The following is a 21,062-nucleotide window of genomic DNA, read 5'->3' as shown; positions in this document are numbered from 1 at the left end:
GATTTGTGCGACGACGCCGGCACCGACGGTGCGTCCGCCTTCGCGGATGGCAAAGCGCAGGCCCTCGTCCATCGCGATCGGCGCGATCAGTTCGACGTTCATCGTGATGTTGTCGCCCGGCATCACCATCTCGACGCCGTCCGGCAGCAGCACGTGGCCCGTCACATCCGTCGTACGGAAGTAGAACTGCGGACGATAGTTCGTGAAGAACGGCGTGTGACGACCACCCTCGTCCTTCGTCAGGACATACGTCTCGGCCTTGAACTTCGTGTGCGGCGTGATCGTGGCAGGCTGCGCCAGAACCTGGCCGCGCTCGACCTCCTCACGCTTCGTGCCACGAAGCAGAGCACCAATGTTGTCGCCCGCCTCACCACGGTCAAGCAGCTTGCGGAACATCTCGACGCCCGTGCACACCGTCTTCGTCGTGTCCTTGATGCCCACGATCTCAACCTCGTCGCCCGTCGTGACCACGCCACGCTCAACACGGCCCGTCACAACCGTGCCGCGGCCCGAAATCGAGAACACGTCCTCAATCGGCATCAGGAAAGGACGGTCGATCGCACGCTCAGGCGTCGGGATGTAACTGTCGACCGCGGCCATCAGTTCAAGGATCGTGTTCGCACCGATCTCAGGATCGCGATCCTCCATCGCCGCAAGAGCCGAACCCTTCACAACAGGGATCTCATCGCCCGGAAAGTCGTACGACGACAAAAGCTCGCGAACCTCAAGCTCGACAAGCTCCAGAAGCTCCTCGTCGTCAACCTGGTCGACCTTGTTCATGTAAACAACAATCGCAGGAACCCCAACCTGGCGCGCCAGAAGAATGTGCTCACGCGTCTGCGGCATCGGGCCATCGGCGGCGTTAACAACAAGGATCGCCCCGTCCATCTGCGCCGCACCCGTGATCATGTTCTTCACGTAGTCCGCATGGCCAGGGCAATCAACGTGCGCGTAGTGCCGACCCTCGGTCTCGTACTCCACGTGCGCCGTGTTGATCGTGATACCACGCTCCTTCTCCTCAGGAGCCTTGTCGATCGACGCGTAGTCCGTGAATGTCGCGCCGCCCGTCGTCGCGAGAACCTTCGTAATCGCCGCCGTCAGCGTCGTCTTGCCGTGGTCAACATGGCCAATCGTGCCAATGTTCGCATGCGGCTTCCTACGCTCAAACTTCTCCTTCGACATCTCGTGCCGTCTCCTGCTTTGCCATCACCCGGCACCGGGTGCATTGATTGCCTAAATCGACTTCTTTCGCCTTACGTCGCATCTTGGAGCGGGTGGCGGGAATCGAACCCGCGTAACCAGCTTGGAAGGCTGGGGCTCTACCATTGAGCTACACCCGCTTCGCCCCGGATCACCCGCCTGGCGTCCGCCTTGCTTGAGTCTGGCGCGATACGGTGGAGGGAGGTGGATTCGAACCACCGTAGGCATAGCCAACGGGTTTACAGCCCGTCCCTTTTAACCACTCAGGCATCCCTCCGGAATTACTTCTACGACATACCTCGCCAAAAGAGCCCGTGGACTAAAGGAAAACCCTGCCCGTTGTCAACGCAAACGGAACGCGAAAAGCGTTTCGCGCTCCGTGTGACACACAGCAACGTGAAAGGAATCCAATTGTCAGCTCTTACATAGCGCAGCGGATCAGGACCCGCAAGGCTCTGAGCAGCGATTCTGCTGTGTTTCCCTTGGAATCTGGGACCTGTACCCATATTAGGCAGGTCATGGCTCGAAAACATGGCAAGCAACACCCTCCGCGCCGCCGTGAGACACTGCGATGCGAGCGTGACACGCTCTGGATCTACGGCCGCCATCCGGTGGAAGCGGCCCTGGCAAATGATCAACGGCATATCGCACGCCTTGTTGCGACCAACGATGCGCTGAAGGGCATCGAGAGGCTGATCCGCCAACATCGCCCCGAACTCGAGGTCGGCGTCGTCAAGCGCAGCGAACTGGACCGTCTCGTCGGGCGCAATTCAGTCCATCAGGGCCTTGCGTTGCAAGTCGTCCCCTTGCCCGACCTTGGTTTGGCCGAGGCGGTGGCCGGCGCCAACATTGTCGCTGTGCTCGACCAGATTTCCGACCCGCACAATGTCGGCGCAATCCTGCGCTCAGCCTTTGTCTTCGGTGTCGAAGCCATCATCGTGCAGGATCGCCATGCACCGGGCTCGACCGGAACTTTGGCCAAGAGCGCCTCCGGCGCCCTCGAGTGGGTGCCGATAGTCCAAGTCACAAACCTATCGCGCGCGCTCGACGAGTTGAAATCCCTGTGCTTCTGGCTTGCCGGCCTCGACGGACAGGCAGAGCAGATAATGGGACAATTCACCCTGCAATTCCCAACAGCTCTCGTGCTCGGAGCCGAAGGCCACGGCCTCCGACGATTGACACGCGAAGCCTGCGACAGTCTTGTCGCCATTCCTGCCGCCAATCAGACGTTGAGCCTCAACGTATCAAACGCCGCCGCCATCGCCTTCTACGAAGCATGTCGGCTTGCCCCGGCGGAGCACCAAGACAAGGCAGCAGGCGGCTGATAGACTGTTCCAATTCGCCCTACCTGCCGCTGAGCGTCAGGTGGAATTCTTCGCAAACCCATGACCCATCCGGCTTCCCTTGCTGCAAGACGCTGCCCCATGAGGAAAGACTTCATTCCGGCGACCTCTCCTGCCTTGGACGAGACCTCGTTCGTTGAACAGTATTGGACCAACAACTGGATCGACCATGGCGGTGTGGAACAGCGCGCCCACCGTCTCGCCGGGCGGTTCGATTGGTTCCTTCTGAAAGCAGAGTGGCGGATCATGCGGCGCCAGCTGAAGCAGCTGGGCTCTAATCTTCTCATTCTGGACGGCGGCTGCGGTGCCGGCGAATGGTGCTGTTACCTCAGCAGCCAGGGCCACCGTGTGATCGGGGTCGACATCAGCAAGCCGACCGTTGCCAAGCTGCAGGAAATTTTCCCTGAAGATGCCTTTCTGGTCGGCGACATCCGGGACCTCGAGTTCGGAAACGATAGCATCGATGCCTAATATTCCTGGGGCACCTTCGAGCACTACGAAAACGGCATGGGCGGCTGTCTCGACGAAGCGCTCAGAGTCCTGAAACCGGGTGGCCTCCTGTTCATCACGGTTCCCTTCGACCATCTGTTTCTTGCCATCCAGGCGATCTTCGAAAGCTGGCCGAAGGCAGCCGACAAAGCGGGAATCCGGTTCTATCAGTGGCGCTACTCAAAAAAGGACCTTGCGAGGGAACTGACCAACCACGGTTTCGACGTCGAAGAGCTTTGCCCCATCAGCCGGCGGCAAACGATCGTGCGTATGCTCCACCGGAGCACGGGCCTCCACTATGACAGCAAACTCGCGAGACTGATCGGGCTGATCCTGGGCATGGTCATGCCGCGTTCGTTCTGCAGTCACATGATCATGGCTGTCGCGCGCAAACCGCAGGTGCCCGGATCAAAGGCAGGCGATTGACACCCACACGCCATGTGCTACGCCACCTTGCATGCCGGGTTAGCTCAGTTGGTAGAGCAACCGCCTTGTAAGCGGTAGGTCGCGAGTTCGAGTCCCGCACCCGGCACCATCCCATGGTAGCGGGGTGATGATGCCGAGGCGGCAAAAACCGAACAGCAGGATGTGATCGGCGGAAGCGTTGGGCAGTTCACGGAATGACTGACGTCACTCGCTTCCGGCGCGGATTCATGGTCCGAAGCAATCATGATCAGAGCAGGGACGAGAGGCCGGTCAGTTCGTTGCTTTCGGAACAATGGGCCGGCACCAAGGTCGTGCCGACACGATCACCAAATGTCCTCATCGTCTTTCTCCCTTCTTAGTCGTCATTTCCCAGACAACACCCAATCGCGCTTTGCCCGGGCGACACGCGTCAACTTCAATAACAAACTGTGAACAGAGGCTGTGATCGACCGCACCTGTACAACGGTCTTCTGACAGGTGCCGTTGGCCTGATGAACAGAGCATGGCATGGGCGCATCATAAGGTCTGCCGCCGACATGCATGTCGGTAAAGTGCGCCGCGGTTTATCCCCGACGGCTGTGAATCGGTCAGGCGCGACAGACGAACAAACATGGCAGCATGAAAGGACAGCCGGTTATAAAACTGGCTCCGATCGAGTCGACACGCAGGCTGATCTATCCCAACGGACCTTTGAGGTCGATTGGTCGCGCAACATCCTGGACTGGATGCGTAAGGGTGCCGCCTACGTGCCCCATGCACAGGGCGACCTGACCTTGCGCACCCAGCGTGCGCTCGCGCAAGCGTCGCCCTATGTCCTGGTGACAGACGCCTCCCCCGACGAACCGTCGCCGTTGTCGGAGTATGCCGCAGCAGAAATCGTCCAGGATCCGCATCAGACGCTCGATGACGAACCGGACCGGCCGCCTGACCCCGAGGCGTCGGCGATGGTGATCTTCACTTCGGGCTCGACGGGAATGCCGAAGAGAATGGCCCTGTCGCGCGCCGAGATCATCGACGCTGTCTTGCACCACCGCTGCTATGAGCCAATTCGCAATGACACCAAGGCCATCCATCTCGGTGCCAGCCTGATTGCCTTCCCCGTGCTCGTTATCAGGCCGTTCATCGGGAGTGGTGCGGCGGTGCTGCCTCCGGAAGACGCAACGATGTCGGATTTCATCGATGCGATGCGCGAACACGACTGCAAACACATCCAAGGTTACACCGGCTTCCTGCAGTTGATGGCCCAGCACCAGGACGCGCAAGGCCTGCTCGGCCAGGTGCGCGCCATGAACACCTATGGCGATGTCATGAACTGGAACGACCTGGCAAACAGGTGAAACGTCCTGCCCGATGGTACCAGCCTGACCCACGGTTATGGCACGACGCCCTCAGCCGGCGCATCGCCGAGACCCTGGCCATTGAGCTTGATGTTCCCACGGTCAACGCCGAAGCTGGCTTTTCCGACTCGGGTGGCGATTCGCTCTCGGCCCTTGCCACATCGCTCCACGTCGAAAAAGTCTTCGGCGTGTGCATTGATCCGGCCGACCTGCTCGAAGACGAGCCGGTCGGCAATCCAGTCCGCGAAATCGCCATGGCCGCCCGTTCGACGCCGGATGCCGCCAGAACCGTCGATGATCTCCGGGAGGCCATCGCAACGATCATCGATACCTTCACGCCACAGCACGGCGCGAACCTCTTCGCTGCCGCAGGATATCATCCCGATGAAATTGATTCCGCTCCAGGTCTCTTTCGGGTACGCCTTCAGGAAGCGACAGATCAGGGTGTATTCGCACGCCGCGGCGGCACTGGTGAAGCAGGCACGCATGAAGCCGTGGATCATGCCGTGTGCTTTGCGTTAGCAGACATCGTTCCCCGCAGCGGCCGGCTTCGCCGCATACTCCCGTGCGTCGTCTCGGATCGGATCAATCCCGGCCGCGTGGACCCAGACCGCCACGGTTCTCGGTCATCACGGGCCGAGCGCAAGAGTCCGACGCCTCACGGTCGTGCAGCAGCTAGAGGTCGCGGTACTTCTTTGTGCCGGCCGTCGTCAGTCCCGGGCTCCTGGCATGCTCAATATAGCTCGGATAGTCTTGGTCGAGACCCATACCGGAATAGACTATGACTTGGCAGGCGAGTGCCGGTCCACCGTGATCACGTGCCTACAGAGACAGCGAGGCCGTGAAGTTACTGCCGGCGCTGGCACCGGCGACTGCGATGCGTGAAGGATCAATCCCCCAGGCATCAGGACGACCGGCAAGATCGAACAGAACGGCACGGCAGTCCTCGACCGCCGCCAGGTACGGGTTCTCGGGCGTCAGACGATAGTCGACGCTGACAACCACGGCACCGGTCTCGTGGGCAAAACCCAAGCAATCGAATCGGAGCTGTCGAGATCACCCAGCATGAAGCCGCCACCGTGCGTGAAGAGGATGCAGGGGCGCGGGCCACGCGGCTCCTCCCGGCGATAGACCCAAACCGCGACCGGCAGGTCGGCCGCGACGCTGCGGTCCTCGGTCACCATGCCCGCCGCCAAGGCGACATTGCCAGTGTGGCGCTACGATCTGCCGCCACGGCGCGGCCAGACCTCAGCATGCACCAAGCAACAGCAAAAGGATATTGCGAGTGTTCCAGCCGCCATTCCAGTTGGACCGGCGCGACGTTACCCTGCCAGGCGTAGGATGATCCGGCAGCTGCGCCGGCAGCCTTGGGAGTTTCGGTGTGTCTGAAGACTTCTACATTGTCGGTCATGAGCTCGGAAACGGCCCTGATCCTCTGCCACTATGGACCGACAGGCCCGATGCGGTCGACTTGTTCGAAGATCGTGACGCCGATGATGTCACGCGGGTGGACCTTGCCGAGGTCCCCGGCGCCTTTCAGCTTCTGAACGTCTTGTCGCCAGACGAAGCCGATGCGTTTGTCGAGATCGCCGACCGTTTGGGCTTTCACGAGGATGCGCCGGTGTCGCTCGCTCGTGATGTTCGCCACAACCTGAATCTGAACTGGGTAGTCAGCGCGGCAATCGATGCCCGGTTGTGGGAACGCTGCATGGAACTGGTAAGCGAGAAGGTCGATGGCCATGGCCGTTCGGCAACCGGTCTCAACGCCCGGTTCCGCTTCTATCGCTACGACCAGGGCGACTTCTTCAAGCCGCACTCGGATGGGTCATGGACCGGCAGCCGTGTCATCAATGGCAAGCTCGTGGCCGACGCCTATCCGGGCCAACTCAGTCAGTACACCTATCTGCTCTTTCTGAACGACGGATACGAGGGCGGCCGAACGCAGTTCCTGGTCAGGAAGTCGGACCCGACCGGGCCCGCCGCTAGTCACAATGACATCAATCTCGTCGAAATCCGGACGCCCAAGGGTGCAGCACTCTGCTTCCCCCATGGCTTTCACCCGCTGCACTGCATTCATTCAAGCGAACCGATCGCAAGCGGTCAGAAGTACATCATCCGTTCTGACATCCTGTTCGGCTGATCCAGAGCCGCTGTTTCTGTTGGGACGGAATCGCCGTCAGGGTTTGGCGACGGGGGCGGATCGCGCTGTGCGATCAGAGGAACGCTTGCAGCGCCCTGGAGGTCCGAGACGGGAAGGGGGTGGTCAGGCGGGCAGGCCGCCAAAACAACGAGCTTACCCATACGACTGGCAAGCACGTTCCAACCCAAAGACTCTGGCTGGAAGTGGTAGCGGAGGAGGGACTCGAACCCCCGACACAGGGATTATGATTCCCCTGCTCTACCGACTGAGCTACTCCGCCCTAAAGGGAGGCTGGCGTATACGGTTGCGCCCCGGGCAAGTCAAGGCGTGCCGGGCCCCGCCCCGACCTAGAAGTCGGCTTAACCTCAACCAGCATGTTCGCCACCTTCTGCTGAATCTCAGGCGTATAGGCTTCCAGGATCACGCCGTACTCCAGCGCCTCACGTTCGGCTGTGCGGATTGTCTCGCACAAGACCGGATCCGTGACCAGCTCGACGCTCCTGGAGTTGGCCGGAAGGTTTTGGAAGATCTCGATGATGTAGCGGCCGGGATCAGGCACGGTGGCGGCGTTCACGTAGTCCAGTCGATCCTGCTCGCTCCCCGAGCCTCCTTCGACAGCCATGATCACGACATTCCAGACCATGGGCCTTCCCGCGGGCGGGCGACGCCGACGTCGGTACCCTCGGCCCGCAGGAGGTTGTCGACGAAGCGGCTGCGAATGCCGGCGACAATCTCGCCCGCGGCCATGGCCTGCGACAGGACGGCGGGATCGGTGCCGTGGAACAGCTCTATGTCGCGCTGGGCCAACAGCTCTTCGTGAATCCTGACGAGATCGTCGTCGTCGATACCGAACGGATCGTCGGTCCCCAGCAACAGGGTGGCCATGGTGCACGCTTCGAGCATCTGGTCGGTCATCGCCACCTTGCGGGCGTAGCGTCCGTCCCAGAACAGGCCCCCATCCGGAACCTCGACCAGATCGCGGCGGTAGATGATGCCGACCTCGTTCTAGGTGAACAGCACGGCTCACATCGTTTCACCGTCCCGCCGTCCCGCCCGGTCGCGCAAGTGCTCGGGCATCGCCGTAATGCAGAAGGTCGGATGCGGCAAAGGGCTGCAGCAGAGCGGCGTCCCGCCACTCGTGGACCCAGACCGCACTCGGCTGGGCCAGCGGGGGCATGTAGTCCTGCCAGACCTTCTCGAACATCTCCGAATCCGTCGCTGCCAGCGAGAAAATAGGCACCTGGTAGTCGCCGCCAGACCCCTGCCAGATCGGGGCGTCGTGGTAACCCGCTCAGGTCATGACATCAAGGGCGTCGCCGTCTGCGCATGCAAGCATCAGCGGAGCGGCGGCCAAGGCCATCCTGGCCGCCGGGAGCGACGCGGCAAACCGGCGGCGCGTGATCATGCGGCGTGCCGCCGTTCGATCCAGCCGCCGCCCAGGACGCGATCGCCGTCGTACATCACGCAGGCTTGGCCAGGCGCGATGGCCTCAGCCGGCGCCAGAAGCTCAACCAGCGCCCGCCCGCCGTCCAGCGGGAAAACGCGCGCCTCCAGCGCCGGCTGGGCCGAACGAAGCTTGACCTGGCAGTCGATGCCGTCGGCAGGCGGAGCCTCGCCGGCCAGCCAGTTCAACTCGCGGACGGTCAGCGCCGAACGCATCAAGGCCTCGCGCGGTCCCACCACAACACGGTGGTTCTGCGGCTCGAGCCGTATCACGAACAGCGGCTCAGCGGCGGCGATTCTCAGGCCCTTCCGCTGGCCCACGGTGAAGTTGATGACCCCGTCATGACGGCCAAGGACGTTGCCGTCGCGATCGACAATCTCGCCCTGCTCGACCACTCCCGGCCTCAGTTTGGCGACGACATCGGCATAGCGGCCCTGCTGCACGAAGCAGATATCCTGGCTGTCGGGCTTGTCCGAGACCGTGAGATTGAGGCGACGGGCGTGCTCCCGCACCTCGTCCTTGGTCATGGCACCGAGAGGGAACCGCAGTAAATCGAGCTGATCAGGCGTCGTGGCGAACAGGAAGTAGCTCTGGTCGCGCGCATGTTCGGCGCCGCGATGGAGCTCCGGGCCGACAGTTCCATCGATTCGCCTAACATAGTGGCCGGTCACCAAGGCATCGGCACACAGATCGCGCGCGGTCTTCAGAAGATCGGTGAACTTGACCGTCTGGTTGCAGCGCACGCAGGGAATCGGCGTTTCGCCGACAAGGTAGGCGTCGGCGAAGTCCTCCATCACCTGCTGGCGGAAACGGCCCTCGTAGTCGAGCACGTAATGCGGAATGTTGAGCGCCGCGGCGACCCGACGGGCGTCGTGGATATCGGCCCCGGCGCAACAGGTTCCCGGCCGTCCCACAGCCTGGCCATGGTCATAGAGCTGCAGGGTGATCCCGATGGTCTCGAAGCCCTGCTCGGCCACCAGCGCGGCCGTCACGGAGCTGTCGACCCCGCCCGACATGGCGACGACAACGCGGGTGGCCTCCGGTGCCTTGTCGATGCCGAGTGCGTTCATGGCAGGCAAGATGGTCGCTGTCCGCTGCCGGTCAAGAGCGCAGGATCTCGGCAAGCCGTGCAAAGGGCCCGGGATCGCGACCCAGCCCCAGCAACTTGCTGAAATGACCCTGCCAGCTTTCAAGCAGGTTCTCGAGCAGGATGCGCCAGCGCCGGGCGAAATCGCGATCGCCATCGACTGGCATGATCTTGTCGGCCTTGCCGAGCGCCATGACGATACGGTCGGGCAGGATCGACGGTTCCCCCGTGGGTGCCAGAAGCGGCATCCATTTCGTCGAGATGTTCGGGCGTCGTGATCAGCAACGCCGCATCGGGCCGCATGGCTTCGGGCCATTCCGCCGCGTGCTGCACGGCAAGCTGGCTGTTGAGCGCACCGAGGCTGATGCCGCCCAAGCCGACACGGCCACCCCGCCCGTTTCGCGCGCCCAGACGATGATAGCCGCGATCTCGCACACATGGGTCGCGAACACGTGGTGCGCCCTGACCGGCCCCATCGCCATGAAGGGCTCACCGCCGTGGTGACCGGCCGGCTGCCGACGGCTGTGCCAGGGCGCTTCGGGCTTGATGACGTGAATGCTCCGCGTCAGGAGCGGCAGCGCCATATGCAGGCCATGGGCCAGGGCCTCGGCTTCAAGGGCAATGCCGTGACACATTACCACCGTGTGGTCATAGCCGTCTTCCGGCTCGAAGACATGGGCCTAGGCAGTGTCGTCGAATGCTGTCGTGATGGCTGGGAGAGCGGATCCACTGCTCCACCACGCCATGGCCCGTGATCGCCGCCTCGCGCGCGCGGAACAGGCTGCCGGGATCGTCGCGATGGTATCCGAACGTGTCGCGCGCGTCGCCCGGCGAAGGCGGGGCGAACAGCACGCCGGGCGCATGGCGGCGCCACGACCGGAAGAGCGCGCGTCCGTTCGTGTAGCGGTGCGCCGCACTGCGCCGATCATGTTCGGCCTTGTGACGTTCGAGCCCCTGTTCCGCTCGGAAGAAAGCCTCGCGCCAGCAACTCTCCGTATCATCAGCCAGCCGGCACCGTTCGCTCGACGCTCTCAGAGCTCTGACAAGGCGGTCGCGGCGGTAGCCGCCAGCACGGCGGCCGCCCAAATGTGCGACACAGGAAAGTAGCTGCCAATCATCGCCGTCAGAATGGCGCGATCAAGCCAGTGCCTGAGCAGGACAGTGCCAAGCGTTCCCATCAGCCACCCCGGGTGCCGGTCAAGTACCGTGCTCCTGGTCTGAGTCGGCACCGCCCGATCGCGGACGGCATCCGAAAGGGTCATGTCAGTCGAGCAGCATGTTGTGGGTTTCCTGCGGCAACGTGACCGTGAGGCCGTCGAGTTCCTCGGTCAGAATGATCTGGCAGCCCAGCCGCGAGGTCCGGGTCAGGCCGAACGCCAGATCCAGCATGTCCTCTTCGTCTTCGGTCGGCTCCTCGAGCCGCTCGAAGTCGTCCTGATCGACGATGACATGGCACGTCGAACACGCCAGCGATCCCTCGCAGGCACCTTCAATGTCGATGTCGTACTTGCGTGCAATCTCCAGCAGCGACAGGCCTTCAGGCGCGTCGATTTCAACGCGGCTGCCGTCACGCACAATAAAGGTCACCTGCGGCATCGACTACTCCCGATCAGGGCGCGCTTTTAATCAGAATCACGATGTCGCGTCCACAGGTCCGTGGCCGCGGGTTCAGGCGGCCGAAGCCTCGTGCCGACAGGCATGGATCGCTTCGGCAAGATGGTCGGCAGCAAAGTCGACCTCATCGGCCGTTGTGAAGCGGCCGAGACCGATACGAACGGACGAAGCCGCCTCCTCATCGCTCAGGCCGATTCCACGCAACACATGGGACGGTTCGACGACCGCCGAGGTACAGGCCGACCCGGTGGAGAACGCCAGATCGGGTGCATGATCGATCAGCTTCAGGGCGTCGATTCCCTCGATGCGCATGTTGATGTTGCCCGGCAAGCGGCGCTCCTGATCACCATTGATCGTCACGCCGCCGACCCGCTGGCCGAGTGCCTTCAGGAAGCGGGTGCGCAGAGCGGTGATCCGCGCGCCCTCCTCCTCCATCTCGACCTTGGCCAGACGGCATGCTTCGCCCAATCCAATCACGAGGGGCGGAGCCAGCGTTCCCGAACGGATGGTCCGCTCCTGGCCGCCTCCGGAGAATAGGGGCTCGATCCGTGCACGCGGTCGACGGCGCACGTAGAGAACGCCGATGCCCTTGGGGCCGTAGAGCTTGTGACCAGAGATACTCAGCAGGTCGATGTTCGCCGCATCGACGTCGATCGGCACCTTGCCGGCCGCCTGGGCCGCATCGGTGTGAAACAGCACGCCCTGGGCGCGGGTCAGCGCGCCGATCTCCTCGATCGGCTGCTGAAGACCGATCTCGTTGTTCGCCGTCATGACCGACACCAGAATCGTGTCCTCGTCGACCGCTGCGTCGAGAGCATCCATGTCGACGACCCCGCCGGAACCGACAGGCAGCATCACCGTGTCGAAACCCTGGGCCCCCATGTCCTTGACGCTTTCGATGACACACTTGTGCTCACTGATCAGCGTGACGAGCTTGTTGCGGCGGTTTCTGTGTCGGCGCTCGAAGCGCGCCGCACCCTTGATCGCGAGATTGTTCGACTCCGTCGCGCCAGAGGTGAAGACGATCTCACGAGTATCGGCACCAATCAGCGCGGCGACATGGCCGCGTGCCTGTTCGACGGCCTCGGCGGCATCGTGGCCGAAGACGTGGCTGGTCGAGTGCGGATTGCCGAAGCGTTCGGTGAACCACGGCAGCATCAGCTCCAGCACGCGCGGATCGACCGGAGTCGTGGCGTGATAGTCGAGATAGACGGGTGTCTTGATCTTGTTGTTGGTCATGGCGTCTTACGCAGCCCGTTCAGCGGAACCGAACCGCCGGTGGATCGTCGACCATGCGGCGACAGCGCGATCGCAATCGGCCGCCGTGATCGACCAACCGAGGCTCAGACGAACCACCCGCCGGGCAAGATCGGCACGCCCCATGGCTTCGGCGACGTGGGATGCCGCCATCTTTCCGGACGAACAGGCCGCGCCAGCGCTGATCGCAACACCTTCCAAGTCGAAGCTCATCACCATGGTCTCCGCGTCGATCGTGTCGTGCGCGATGGCAATGGTGTTGGGCAGGCGATCGGCCTCCGCGCCGAGCAACACGGCATCCGGCACCTCGCTAGTCAGGCGGGCTTCGAGGTCGTCGCGCAGGCCTCTGATAGCACTCCAGTCGTCCTTGGTCGCTTCAGTTGCTGCAGCGCCGAAGGCCGCAATGGCAGGCACGGCCTCGGTGCCAGCACGCAATCCCATCTCCTGACCACCACCGCGTGCGACAGCGCTGACGGCAAGGCCGTTCCTGACGATCAGTGCGCCGGCTCCCTGCATGCCACCCAGCTTGTGTGCCGATATCGTCACCAGATCCGCTTCCTGCCAGCCCTCGGCAAGTCTGCCCACGGCTTGGACCGCGTCGCTGTGAACCAGCGCACCGTGCCGATGGGCGATATCGACAACCTGGGGGATGGGCTGGATGACTCCGGTTTCGTTGTTGGCCGCCATGACCGAAATCAAGCCGGGCTCATTACTATCCGCAAGAAGCCTCTCCAGCGCCGCAAGATCAATGCGACCCGTTCGATCGACCGGAATCATCACGGGATCCGTCACGGCCTGAAGGACAGAGGGATGCTCGATCGCCGACACCAGAACGTTCGTGCGCCCGGTTCCACGCAGCGCCAGATTGTTGGCTTCCGTGCCGCCCGCGGTGAAGACAACCTCGCGCGGTCTCGAATGCACCAACCTCGCCACAGCCTCTCGGGCCTCCTCCACACGTGCGCGTGCCCGGCGGCCATCCCGGTGAACCGACGAGGGGTTCCCGCACGCGGCTATGGCCTCAACAGCTGCATCCCGCACGGCGGGCCTGACAGGCGAGGTCGCGTTGTGGTCGAGATAAGCTGTCACGATGCCGGAGGGGCTATTCGGCGGCCAGAAGCTGGGCCTTCGCCGAACAGAGACGGCGTTCACAGACGTCCTCAAGCGTGACCTGCAGGAGAAAACCCCGGATGTGATCGCCAAGCTCTGCCCAGAGGTCGTGAGTCAGGCATTTGCTACGATCCTTCATGCAGCCGTCGGTCGGATCGTCCTCATTGCAGCGCGTGACCCGCATGGATTCGTCCACGGCGTCCACGACATCAAGGATCGTGACTTCGGCGGTCGGACGGGCCAACCTGTAACCGCCACCGGGGCCTCGGACGCTCGAGACCAGCCCGTGACGACGCAGGCGTGCGAAGAGCTGCTCAAGATAGCTCAGCGAGATGTCCTGGCGCGAAGCGATCTCTGCCAGCGACACCGTGCGGCCGTGGCCGTGGAAGCCAAGATCGACCATAGCCATCACCGCGTAACGTCCTTTCGATCCAAGCTTCATAGTGCGCGCCTCTCCTCAGCAGTCGGCATGTTTATCCGCCCGCTCGCCGTCGTCGACCGGCGCGACATCGGTGGGTTCGTGGCTTTCGTCACCCTCGAGTTCGGCGATACGTGCATCGAGCTTCGCGATATGTTCCATCAGTCCGTTGATCGCCTTGTTGACGGGGTCTGGCATGTCCGGCGTCGTTGCGCCATAGGCTGCGAAGTGGCTCGCATCGGTCGCCTTCGGCGCACTGCGCCCGACAACACGGGCCGGAATGCCGACCACGGTGGAACCCGGCGGCACATCCTTGACCACGACCGCGTTCGATCCCACGGCGGCGCCGGCGCCGACCGTCACCGGACCCAGAATCTTTGCCCCCGCACCGACGACGACATTGTCGCCCAAGGTGGGATGGCGCTTGCCCTTGTTCCACGTCGTCCCGCCCAGCGTGACGCCATGGTAGAGCGTCACGTGTTTGCCGACCTCCGCGGTCTCGCCGATTACGACGCCCATACCGTGATCAATGAAAAACGCCTTGCCTATGGTGGCGCCGGGATGAATCTCTATGCCGGTGAAAAATCGGCCCAGATGAGAGACGAAACGGCCCAGAAGCTTGATCTCGCGGCGCCACAGCCAATTGCTGGCGCGATAGAACAGGATCGCGTGGAAACCCGGGTAGCAAAAAGCCACCTCGAGCCTGGAACGTACCGCCGGGTCGCGGCCGAACACCGCGCTGATCTCGTTGCCGATCGACTTGAACATGCTGCTGTCCTTCATGCGTTGAGCCATGGGGCCGAGACGCGGGCGGCCGAGCACGCGAGAACGGACTGGATAGACATAGAAAGCCCGACTCTGTGAATCAAGTATTCCGTCTCCCCAAGCGTTCACAATCGGTCTAAAGGGAACGCGCAGCCTCAGGAAGCCGATCGTGCCCGAAATCGAACTGAACGGCCCCGCAGGACGTCTGGAAGCCCGCTACCAGGCCAGCAAGGGGGCCGCGGCGCCGCTCGCGGTTGTGCTTCATCCCCATCCGCTGCACGGCGGCACCATGAACAACAAGGTCGCCTACACGCTGTTCCGCTGTTTCGCGGGCCTCGGCTTCTCCACGCTGCGCTTCAACTTTCGCGGCGTCGGCCGCAGCGAAGGTGTGCACAGCGACGGCGAGGGCGAAGTCGGCGATGCGATGGCCGCTCTCGACTGGGTCGTCCGCGAGAACCCGGATCACGGGCCGATCTGGCTCACCGGTTTCTCCTTCGGGGCCTGGATCACCTCGAAGACCCTGATGGCTTGGTCCGGTCTGGATGGATTCGTTCTCGTGGCGCCCGGCGCCATGAAATACGACTGGTCGTTCTTCAATCCCTGCCCCGTCGACGGCCTCATCATTCAGGGCAGCGCCGACGACATCGTGTCGGCCCAATCGGTCGTGGACCTCGCCGCCATGTTGAACAGCCAGCCCGGGCGCACCGTGCCGCTGGAGATGGTCGAGGGTGCCGGCCACTTCTTCGAGACTCAGATGGATCTCCTGCAGGGCCACGTCGAAGATTACGTCGCCGACGCGATCGCCGACTGACCGCGATGAAGAGCACCGCCGGTCACGGGTTCCTTGCAGCCGGTGGTCGTCGGCAGGCTGAGCGGCAAGCCCTTCAGAGCGCGGACGGCAAGAAAGGCGAAGGCCTCGGCTTCCAGACTGTCGCCGTCCCATCCGACATCCTCGGCCGCCATCACCCTCGAAGGAAGCCGGGCACGCAAAGCCGCCATGATCGCGTCGTTGTGCCGCCCGCCACCGCAGACGATCCAGAGCGCGGGTTCGATCGGCAGGTGAGCGCGTGCGTGGGCGACCGCCTCGGCGGTCAGGGCGACCAGCGTTGCCGCGCCATCGGCATTGGAGAGATTCGAGAGGTCGACCCTGAAGGCGTCCCGATCGAGCGACTTTGGCGGATCACGGCGAAAGTAGGGATCGTCCATCAGGACGGTTTCCACCCTGTCCTGGTGCACTCGTCCCCCGGACGCCAGCTCTCCGTTCCGGTCGAATCGCGCTCCGCTGCGGTGCTGGACCCAGTCGTCGAGCAAGGCCCCGCCGGGGCCGGTATCGAACGCCAGGATCCGCTCGCTGTCGATCCATGTGACGTTGGCGACGCCGCCGATGTTGAGCACGGCGACAGGCGAGGCCCCGACGTCCCGAACAAGCGCGGCATGGTAGAGCGGCGCCAAGGGCGCGCCCTCGCCGCCGGCAGCCATATCGCGGCTGCGGAAATCCGACACCACATCAATGCCGGTCTCATGGGCCAGCAGAGCGCCATCCCCGATCTGCCATGTCAGGTGCTCGGCCGGACGGTGGACGATGGTCTGGCCGTGAAGGCCGATGACATCGATCACGGGCGGCTCCTCACCGATCTGCGCCAGAAGGGCGGTGACCACCTCGGCGTGTTTCAGGGTCAGCAGACAGGTGGCAAGCGGAACGTCGCCACCGCCGCCAAGGCAGCTCCGAAGGGTCTCGCGCGTCGCGTCATCGTAAGGCAGCGTCAGCGCATGCCCTGTGCGCCGGACGGCCAGCCCATCGGTTTCGACCAGCGCGGCATCGACGCCGTCGAGCGAGGTTCCACTCATCAGACCGATGGCCCGCATCATGCTCTTCGCCATGGTGGTCCCTTCCCGCCGCTCCGGCCGCCTCGCCGCGTTGTGATGCTCTGGCCTCTATGGTACAGCAACCGCCCGCGAAACAAGGGCCACCGGCCCCAAACCGTGCTGCCATCATGTCCGAGCTGAAATCCGACTTCCTGCGCGACATCGTTGACCGCGGCTTCATGCACCAATGCACCGACCTTGAAGCGCTGGACGAGAGGGCCGCGACCGGAACCGTGGTCGCCTATATCGGCTACGACTGCACGGGTCCCAGCCTGCATGTCGGCCATATGGTTTCGATCATGATGCTGCGCCGCATGCAGCAAACCGGTCACAAACCGATCGTGCTGATGGGCGGCGGCACAACCAAGGTCGGTGATCCCTCGGGCAAGGACGAAGCGCGCCAGCTCCTGAGCGAGGAGCAGATCGCGGCCAACATGGCGTCGATCCGGAAGAACTTCGAGAGCTACATCACCTTCGGCGACGGCCCAACCGATGCGGTCATGGTCAACAACGACGCGTGGCTGTCCGAGATCGTGTATGTCCCGTTCCTGCGGGATGTCGGCCGCCACTTCTCGGTCAACCGGATGCTCACGATGGATTCGGTCAAGCTCCGGCTCGAGCGTGAGCAACCGTTGTCGTTCCTGGAGTTCAACTACATGATCCTCCAGGCCTACGACTTCGTGGAGCTCAACAAGCGCTACGGATGCTGTCTGCAGATGGGCGGCTCAGACCAGTGGGGCAACATCGTCAACGGCGTTGAACTCGGGCGCCGTGTCGCCGGTGCCCAACTCTTCGGCTTGACCGCACCGCTGATCACCACGGCCTCGGGCGCCAAGATGGGCAAGACCGCCGAGGGTGCTGTCTGGCTCAACGCCGACATGCGCTCGCCCTGGGACTATTGGCAGTTCTGGCGCAATACAGAGGACGCCGATGTCGGGCGCTTCCTGCGCCTCTTCACCGACCTCCCGCTCGACGAGATCGCCCGGCTCGAGGCGCTCGACGGTTCGGAGATCAACGAGGCCAAGAAGATCCTCGCCAACGAGGCCACCGCGCTGTGCGACGGCCGCGGGCCTGCCGAGGAAGCCGCAGAGACGGCACGCCGTACCTTCGAGGAAGGCCAGGCGGCCGACGGCTTGCCCAGTGTCGAGATTGCCCGCGATTGTCTCGGCGAAGGCATCCTGCTCTTCGAGACGATGTGCGAGGCCGGCCTCGCACAGTCGAACGGCGAGGCGCGCCGTCTGATCAAGGGTGGCGGCGCACGCGTGAACGATGCAGCGGTGAACGACGAGTTCCACAAGGTGACGTCCGGGGACCTCAATGACGATGGCACAGTAAAGCTGTCGGCGGGCAAGAAACGCCACGTCCTGCTGCGCGCCGTCTGACCGTCAGCGGCCACCTTCGGGCTTGTTCACGCCCTGCACGAGTTGCTCGACCTCTTCGTCGGTCGGCGCGGTGAACATGTTGCGCAGGATGCCGGGTGCCAGCACCGACAACGGATCGACCTTGATCTCCGGGCTTTCGCGCGGACCGTCGACGTCGAAGGTGAAAGCGAAAATACCGCCGCCCTCCTCTTCGCCGGTCAGCAGGTCACCGATGATCGGAATCTCGCTGACCGCCGTATTGATCAGATAGGCCGGCACAATGGTGCCGTTGAGATCGAGCAGGTTGGCGCCGAGGTCGACGTCACCGGCGATTGTCAGACCGAGCCCGGTGCCGAACACGCGCCCATCCTGAACCGTCACAATGTCGCCAACCTTGCGGAACGGTATCAGGGCGCTATCGAATTCGAGCCCATTTCCGGTCAACGCATTGCCGATCGCCGTGAGCGACGCCAGCGAGGCGATCTGGGCAAGGATCGGCGCCTCCTTCAGGACGAAACCATCGAGCCGGATCACACCATTGACAGGCCGCTTCGGATCGCCGTCGTCGATTCTAGCGCTCACCTGCAAGGCACCGCCGTCGACGTTGTCGAACAGGCCGAACGTGCGGATGGCGTCACCCGCATTGTCGGCGCTGTATTCGAACCGTCGCTCGGTCTCCGAGAAGCGCCAGATATTGACCGACATCGGCGAGCCGTCGGCGATCACACCTGTGATGGCAAGCGACTCCCAGTCGTCCGCGAGATGAACACCCTCGACGTGAACGGCCCCGACCGCATCGTTGTCGGTAATCCAGATTCGGTCGAGCCGACCGCGAATCTGGAAGGGTGGCAGCTTCGGACTCGACGACGCCGCGATCTGGTCCATCATCGGTTCGAGATCGACCTCGCCACCGGCCAAGGTGACGTCAAAGAACCCGTCCTCGCGCACTGAGACCGCGCCGGAGAAGTCGTTCCGGCCGAACGCGAAACGCGAGAGATCGAGCTGTGCGAGGCTGAGGTCGGTCGCGCGCAGCAAGCCGGAGCCTTCCACGACCGTCGTGCCTACACCCAGGTCGACCTGCTCGACGAACAGCACCGCGCCGCCGTCGTCCACCAGTCGCACGGTCGCACGACCCGGTTCACCGGCCGCCTTGTCGATCCCGATCAGAGGAAACAGTGCGGTGACCGGTGCAAGATCGGCAACCACGTTCCAAGTCATCGTCTCATCCGATGTCTGGGCCATGTCGAGCACGATGTCGACGGGACCGCTCATGTCGATCGGGTCCACCAGGCCAAGCGCTGCGCGGCCCTCGTCCTCGACCCGTCCCTCAAGGCTGACGACCCGGAGGATCTCGGCCTCAGGCGTCAGATCGTGGCGGTAACGGGCCTGAAATGGCACACCGTTCAGCCTGACATCGCCCTCGAGCAGCACCTGGGTCGAATCAAGCAGCAGGAAGACGTTGTCGCTATCCAGGCGGTAATCACGCAATTCCTTGGTCAGGGCAACATCCTGAACCTCGGCTGCAACCCGATAGATGACCTGGTCGGCCGTTAGGCCGGCCAGACGCGGCAACACGATCTCCATACTGCCGGCGAAGGTGCCGTCGATCAGTGAGGGATCAATGCCGACACCATAGGCCAGCGTGAACGGTTCATGGCTCGCCATCACGAGCGCATCCTGGATGCTGCCGGAGAGTTCGACGCCGATCAGCATGCCCTCCTGGCCGTCGAGACTGTCCATCGTGACGGTGCCGCGTGATAAAGACAGGCCCTCGACGCGACCGCCGCCGGTATCAATGTGCAGCGTGTTGTCGATGATCGCGACATGGCCGCTGACACCGAGGATGGCAGGCATGGTGGGGAGGTAATGGACCGTGGCGTCGCTGACATCGATATCGATCACGAGATTCGAGAGCGGCGGGTGTCCCTCGGTCAACTGGTCGATACCGGCCCGAAACGCGATGGACGCCTGATTTATCGTTCCGTCGGAGATGCTCCTCAAGACCCAGGTTCGTGCGGGGACGGCAAGTCTGACCGGCCAGTAGCGCGACAGATCGTTGACCGCGAGGCCAGCGAGATCGACGCGCGCTTCAATCTCCGATTCGAGATCAAGGCCGCCGATCACGACCCGGCCGTGGACCTTCTCGATGCCGAGATCAAGATCGACCTCTGTCAGCTCCAGACCCGAGAAACCCGGCCGAATGTATCCACTGACATGGGACGGACCGATATCGAACGGCTCTTCGAAGACGTCCGGCAGATTGATCGTGCCGCTCTGAGCGTCGACTAGGAAGCTGCCCGATACTAGGCCGAACTGGCCGTCAAACCGCGCCTCCACCTGCACGTCCACGACAACGTCCAGCCCCTCCAGATCCGGAAGCTGCGGGATGAGATCGGAAAGGCCGGCCAGCGAGAACGCGGCGAGATGCGAGGACAAGACGGTCTCGTCAACGGTCGCGTTGTAGGTCGCCACAACGTCGGCATCGAGCGTATGTCCTTCGGTCTTGAGCACGAGCTGGGCATTGAGTTCGACCCCATCGTCGACCCGGCGCAGCGTGACGGCCGCCGCCGGTGCGTTCCACATGAGCCCCAGCATGCGGTCGTCGACCCAGAGGTCCGCGCCGACGACCTCGATATCGACCAAGCGATCAAACGGCGTCTGCTCGGCCAGAGCCAGGACCCCCTGGAGCAGATCGCGACTGCCGAAAGCCGTCTCGTCGAGCAACTGCGGGGGCGGCCCGCCTTCGTCGACGGCATCGGCGCCCTCCGGATCAGTAAACGTGTCGATCAGGGCAAGGCCCATGGAACCGTCCGGCTGCCGTGTCGCCGAAAGCTGAGGACGGACAAGCGTGACACTCTTGGGCCTCAGCTCTCCGCGTACCAAAGGTGGTAAGGCCATCTCAAGGACAACCTCATGGGCCGAGAGCAGACGGATTCCGGTTTTGTCGAACGCCTGGAAACCGAGGACGCGAATCTCGAACGCCTCCTGCCAGTCGTCCCAAGTCAGCTCCGCCTGGTCGGCCTGGATCGTGAATCCGAGCTCTTGGTCGTTGATCGCCGCCTCCACGAACGGAGTCAGACTGCCCATCTCGATCGGCCCCTGGGCAAGCCGCCAGGCCATGAACGCAAGCAAGACCGTGACGACACCGACCAGCGTGCCAAGCAGATGGATCAGAAACTTCGAGGCGCGTCGTGTCACGGTCGGTGGG

Annotated in this window: 24 protein-coding genes and 4 tRNA genes; 10 read left to right on the top strand and 18 right to left on the bottom strand. The window is 63.2% G+C overall.

Going from position 1 to position 21,062, the window contains the following annotated elements:
• The 3 genes from tuf to GDA49_08425 form a co-directional block, all read right to left on the bottom strand.
• The coding region (tuf, locus tag GDA49_08435; protein ID MBC6440416.1) for an elongation factor Tu at positions 1-1,182 on the bottom strand (1,182 nt) is incomplete at its 3' end.
• Positions 1,183-1,266: 84 nt separating this feature from the next.
• Positions 1,267-1,340: transfer RNA gene (locus tag GDA49_08430), tRNA-Gly, on the bottom strand.
• Positions 1,341-1,395: 55 nt separating this feature from the next.
• Positions 1,396-1,477 (bottom strand) — tRNA-Tyr (locus GDA49_08425).
• Between the two features lie 241 nt (positions 1,478-1,718).
• Between GDA49_08425 and rlmB the strand changes: the two genes are divergently transcribed.
• From rlmB to GDA49_08395, 6 genes are all read left to right on the top strand, one after another.
• Positions 1,719-2,525, top strand: coding sequence for a 23S rRNA (guanosine(2251)-2'-O)-methyltransferase RlmB (gene rlmB, locus GDA49_08420; GenBank protein MBC6440415.1), 807 nt, complete (start codon positions 1,719-1,721; stop codon positions 2,523-2,525).
• 135 nt (positions 2,526-2,660) lie between these two features.
• Positions 2,661-3,014 (top strand): class I SAM-dependent methyltransferase, encoded by a 354-nt coding sequence (locus GDA49_08415; GenBank protein MBC6440414.1) that lies wholly within the window; start codon positions 2,661-2,663, stop codon positions 3,012-3,014.
• Between the two features lie 36 nt (positions 3,015-3,050).
• Positions 3,051-3,458: a hypothetical protein gene (locus GDA49_08410; protein ID MBC6440413.1), complete on the top strand. Its 408-nt coding sequence runs from the start codon at positions 3,051-3,053 to the stop codon at positions 3,456-3,458.
• Between the two features lie 33 nt (positions 3,459-3,491).
• Positions 3,492-3,567, top strand: a tRNA-Thr gene (locus GDA49_08405).
• Positions 3,568-3,994: 427 nt separating this feature from the next.
• Entirely contained in the window at positions 3,995-4,795 is an 801-nt protein-coding gene (locus GDA49_08400; protein ID MBC6440412.1) for an AMP-binding protein, read from the top strand.
• Positions 4,792-5,580, top strand: a complete 789-nt coding sequence (locus tag GDA49_08395) for an acyl carrier protein (protein ID MBC6440411.1) — start codon at positions 4,792-4,794, stop codon at positions 5,578-5,580. Before GDA49_08400 ends, GDA49_08395 begins: the two co-directional genes overlap by 4 nt.
• A 37-nt stretch (positions 5,581-5,617) precedes the next feature.
• On the opposite strand, the gene GDA49_08390 is transcribed toward GDA49_08395, so the two are convergent.
• Positions 5,618-5,827 (bottom strand): alpha/beta hydrolase fold domain-containing protein, encoded by a 210-nt coding sequence (locus tag GDA49_08390; GenBank protein ID MBC6440410.1) that lies wholly within the window; start codon positions 5,825-5,827, stop codon positions 5,618-5,620.
• Between the two features lie 349 nt (positions 5,828-6,176).
• Here GDA49_08390 and GDA49_08385 point away from each other — a divergent pair, with 349 nt between their 5' ends.
• A complete protein-coding gene (locus tag GDA49_08385; protein MBC6440409.1) occupies positions 6,177-6,935 on the top strand; it encodes a 2OG-Fe(II) oxygenase in 759 nt (252 codons plus the stop codon).
• A 204-nt stretch (positions 6,936-7,139) separates the two neighbouring features.
• Here GDA49_08385 and GDA49_08380 read toward each other — a convergent pair.
• The 6 genes from GDA49_08380 to GDA49_08355 form a co-directional block, all read right to left on the bottom strand.
• Positions 7,140-7,215 (bottom strand) — tRNA-Met (locus tag GDA49_08380).
• Positions 7,216-7,557, bottom strand: a complete 342-nt coding sequence (locus tag GDA49_08375; GenBank protein ID MBC6440408.1) for a hypothetical protein — start codon at positions 7,555-7,557, stop codon at positions 7,216-7,218.
• 2 nt (positions 7,558-7,559) lie between these two features.
• Positions 7,560-7,850, bottom strand: coding sequence for a hypothetical protein (locus GDA49_08370; protein MBC6440407.1), 291 nt, complete (start codon positions 7,848-7,850; stop codon positions 7,560-7,562).
• Between the two features lie 118 nt (positions 7,851-7,968).
• Positions 7,969-8,139, bottom strand: coding sequence for a hypothetical protein (locus GDA49_08365; protein ID MBC6440406.1), 171 nt, complete (start codon positions 8,137-8,139; stop codon positions 7,969-7,971).
• 197 nt (positions 8,140-8,336) lie between these two features.
• Positions 8,337-9,449 carry a tRNA 2-thiouridine(34) synthase MnmA gene (gene mnmA / locus GDA49_08360; protein MBC6440405.1) on the bottom strand — a complete coding sequence of 371 codons (1,113 nt, stop codon included), beginning with the start codon at positions 9,447-9,449 and terminating at the stop codon, positions 8,337-8,339.
• A gap of 31 nt (positions 9,450-9,480) precedes the next feature.
• A complete protein-coding gene (locus tag GDA49_08355) occupies positions 9,481-9,714 on the bottom strand; it encodes a hypothetical protein (GenBank protein ID MBC6440404.1) in 234 nt (77 codons plus the stop codon).
• A 189-nt stretch (positions 9,715-9,903) separates the two neighbouring features.
• On the opposite strand from GDA49_08355, the gene GDA49_08350 reads away from it, so the two are divergent.
• The gene (locus GDA49_08350) at positions 9,904-10,221 is read left to right on the top strand and encodes a hypothetical protein (GenBank protein ID MBC6440403.1); all 318 of its coding nucleotides are present in this window, start codon (positions 9,904-9,906) and stop codon (positions 10,219-10,221) included.
• 276 nt (positions 10,222-10,497) lie between these two features.
• Here the strand turns inward: GDA49_08350 and GDA49_08345 are convergent, their stop codons facing one another.
• The 6 genes from GDA49_08345 to cysE all read right to left on the bottom strand — a co-directional run bounded on the left by GDA49_08345 (position 10,498) and on the right by cysE (position 14,630).
• Positions 10,498-10,644, bottom strand: coding sequence for a hypothetical protein (locus tag GDA49_08345; protein ID MBC6440402.1), 147 nt, complete (start codon positions 10,642-10,644; stop codon positions 10,498-10,500).
• An 85-nt stretch (positions 10,645-10,729) separates the two neighbouring features.
• Positions 10,730-11,062, bottom strand: a complete 333-nt coding sequence (locus GDA49_08340) for a 2Fe-2S iron-sulfur cluster binding domain-containing protein (GenBank protein ID MBC6440401.1) — start codon at positions 11,060-11,062, stop codon at positions 10,730-10,732.
• 72 nt (positions 11,063-11,134) lie between these two features.
• On the bottom strand, positions 11,135-12,319 hold the full coding sequence (locus GDA49_08335; GenBank protein ID MBC6440400.1) for an aminotransferase class V-fold PLP-dependent enzyme: 1,185 nt from the start codon (positions 12,317-12,319) through the stop codon (positions 11,135-11,137).
• A 6-nt stretch (positions 12,320-12,325) separates the two neighbouring features.
• Positions 12,326-13,426, bottom strand: a complete 1,101-nt coding sequence (locus tag GDA49_08330) for a cysteine desulfurase (protein MBC6440399.1) — start codon at positions 13,424-13,426, stop codon at positions 12,326-12,328.
• Positions 13,427-13,436: 10 nt separating this feature from the next.
• Positions 13,437-13,886, bottom strand: a complete 450-nt coding sequence (locus GDA49_08325; GenBank protein ID MBC6440398.1) for an Rrf2 family transcriptional regulator — start codon at positions 13,884-13,886, stop codon at positions 13,437-13,439.
• 15 nt (positions 13,887-13,901) lie between these two features.
• A complete protein-coding gene (gene cysE, locus GDA49_08320) occupies positions 13,902-14,630 on the bottom strand; it encodes a serine O-acetyltransferase (protein ID MBC6440397.1) in 729 nt (242 codons plus the stop codon).
• Positions 14,631-14,796: 166 nt separating this feature from the next.
• On the opposite strand from cysE, the gene GDA49_08315 reads away from it, so the two are divergent.
• The gene (locus GDA49_08315) at positions 14,797-15,438 is read left to right on the top strand and encodes an alpha/beta hydrolase (GenBank protein MBC6440396.1); all 642 of its coding nucleotides are present in this window, start codon (positions 14,797-14,799) and stop codon (positions 15,436-15,438) included.
• Here GDA49_08315 and GDA49_08310 read toward each other — a convergent pair.
• Positions 15,411-16,496, bottom strand: coding sequence for an anhydro-N-acetylmuramic acid kinase (locus GDA49_08310; protein ID MBC6440395.1), 1,086 nt, complete (start codon positions 16,494-16,496; stop codon positions 15,411-15,413). The genes GDA49_08315 and GDA49_08310 overlap by 28 nt on opposite strands.
• A 125-nt stretch (positions 16,497-16,621) precedes the next feature.
• Here GDA49_08310 and GDA49_08305 point away from each other — a divergent pair, with 125 nt between their 5' ends.
• The gene (locus tag GDA49_08305) at positions 16,622-17,875 is read left to right on the top strand and encodes a tyrosine--tRNA ligase (GenBank protein ID MBC6440394.1); all 1,254 of its coding nucleotides are present in this window, start codon (positions 16,622-16,624) and stop codon (positions 17,873-17,875) included.
• Positions 17,876-17,878: 3 nt separating this feature from the next.
• Here the strand turns inward: GDA49_08305 and GDA49_08300 are convergent, their stop codons facing one another.
• Positions 17,879-21,052: an AsmA-like C-terminal domain-containing protein gene (locus GDA49_08300; GenBank protein ID MBC6440393.1), complete on the bottom strand. Its 3,174-nt coding sequence runs from the start codon at positions 21,050-21,052 to the stop codon at positions 17,879-17,881.
• Between the last annotated feature and the right edge of the window lie 10 nt (positions 21,053-21,062).

This window comes from Rhodospirillales bacterium (genome assembly GCA_014323865.1).
Taxonomy (GTDB): domain Bacteria; phylum Pseudomonadota; class Alphaproteobacteria; order SP197; family SP197; genus SP197.
The sequence above is the reverse complement of the archived record's forward strand: the minus strand, read 5'-3'. Positions and strand labels throughout refer to the sequence as shown.

Bases quoted from the DNA above. Each gene is read 5' to 3' on its own strand.
- rlmB (MBC6440415.1), top strand. From the start codon at position 1,719: ATGGCTCGAAAACATGGCAAGCAACACCCTCCGCGCCGCCGTGAGACA.
- GDA49_08410 (MBC6440413.1), top strand. From the start codon at position 3,051: ATGGGCGGCTGTCTCGACGAAGCGCTCAGAGTCCTGAAACCGGGTGGC.
- GDA49_08400 (MBC6440412.1), top strand. From the start codon at position 3,995: ATGCATGTCGGTAAAGTGCGCCGCGGTTTATCCCCGACGGCTGTGAAT.
- GDA49_08375 (MBC6440408.1), bottom strand. From the start codon at position 7,557: ATGGCTGTCGAAGGAGGCTCGGGGAGCGAGCAGGATCGACTGGACTAC.
- GDA49_08370 (MBC6440407.1), bottom strand. From the start codon at position 7,850: ATGACCGACCAGATGCTCGAAGCGTGCACCATGGCCACCCTGTTGCTG.
- GDA49_08365 (MBC6440406.1), bottom strand. From the start codon at position 8,139: ATGTTCGAGAAGGTCTGGCAGGACTACATGCCCCCGCTGGCCCAGCCG.
- mnmA (MBC6440405.1), bottom strand. From the start codon at position 9,449: ATGAACGCACTCGGCATCGACAAGGCACCGGAGGCCACCCGCGTTGTC.
- GDA49_08355 (MBC6440404.1), bottom strand. From the start codon at position 9,714: ATGCCGCTTCTGGCACCCACGGGGGAACCGTCGATCCTGCCCGACCGT.
- GDA49_08350 (MBC6440403.1), top strand. From the start codon at position 9,904: ATGGGTCGCGAACACGTGGTGCGCCCTGACCGGCCCCATCGCCATGAA.
- GDA49_08345 (MBC6440402.1), bottom strand. From the start codon at position 10,644: ATGGGAACGCTTGGCACTGTCCTGCTCAGGCACTGGCTTGATCGCGCC.
- GDA49_08340 (MBC6440401.1), bottom strand. From the start codon at position 11,062: ATGCCGCAGGTGACCTTTATTGTGCGTGACGGCAGCCGCGTTGAAATC.
- GDA49_08335 (MBC6440400.1), bottom strand. From the start codon at position 12,319: ATGACCAACAACAAGATCAAGACACCCGTCTATCTCGACTATCACGCC.
- GDA49_08325 (MBC6440398.1), bottom strand. From the start codon at position 13,886: ATGAAGCTTGGATCGAAAGGACGTTACGCGGTGATGGCTATGGTCGAT.
- cysE (MBC6440397.1), bottom strand. From the start codon at position 14,630: ATGTTCAAGTCGATCGGCAACGAGATCAGCGCGGTGTTCGGCCGCGAC.
- GDA49_08310 (MBC6440395.1), bottom strand. From the start codon at position 16,496: ATGATGCGGGCCATCGGTCTGATGAGTGGAACCTCGCTCGACGGCGTC.
- GDA49_08305 (MBC6440394.1), top strand. From the start codon at position 16,622: ATGTCCGAGCTGAAATCCGACTTCCTGCGCGACATCGTTGACCGCGGC.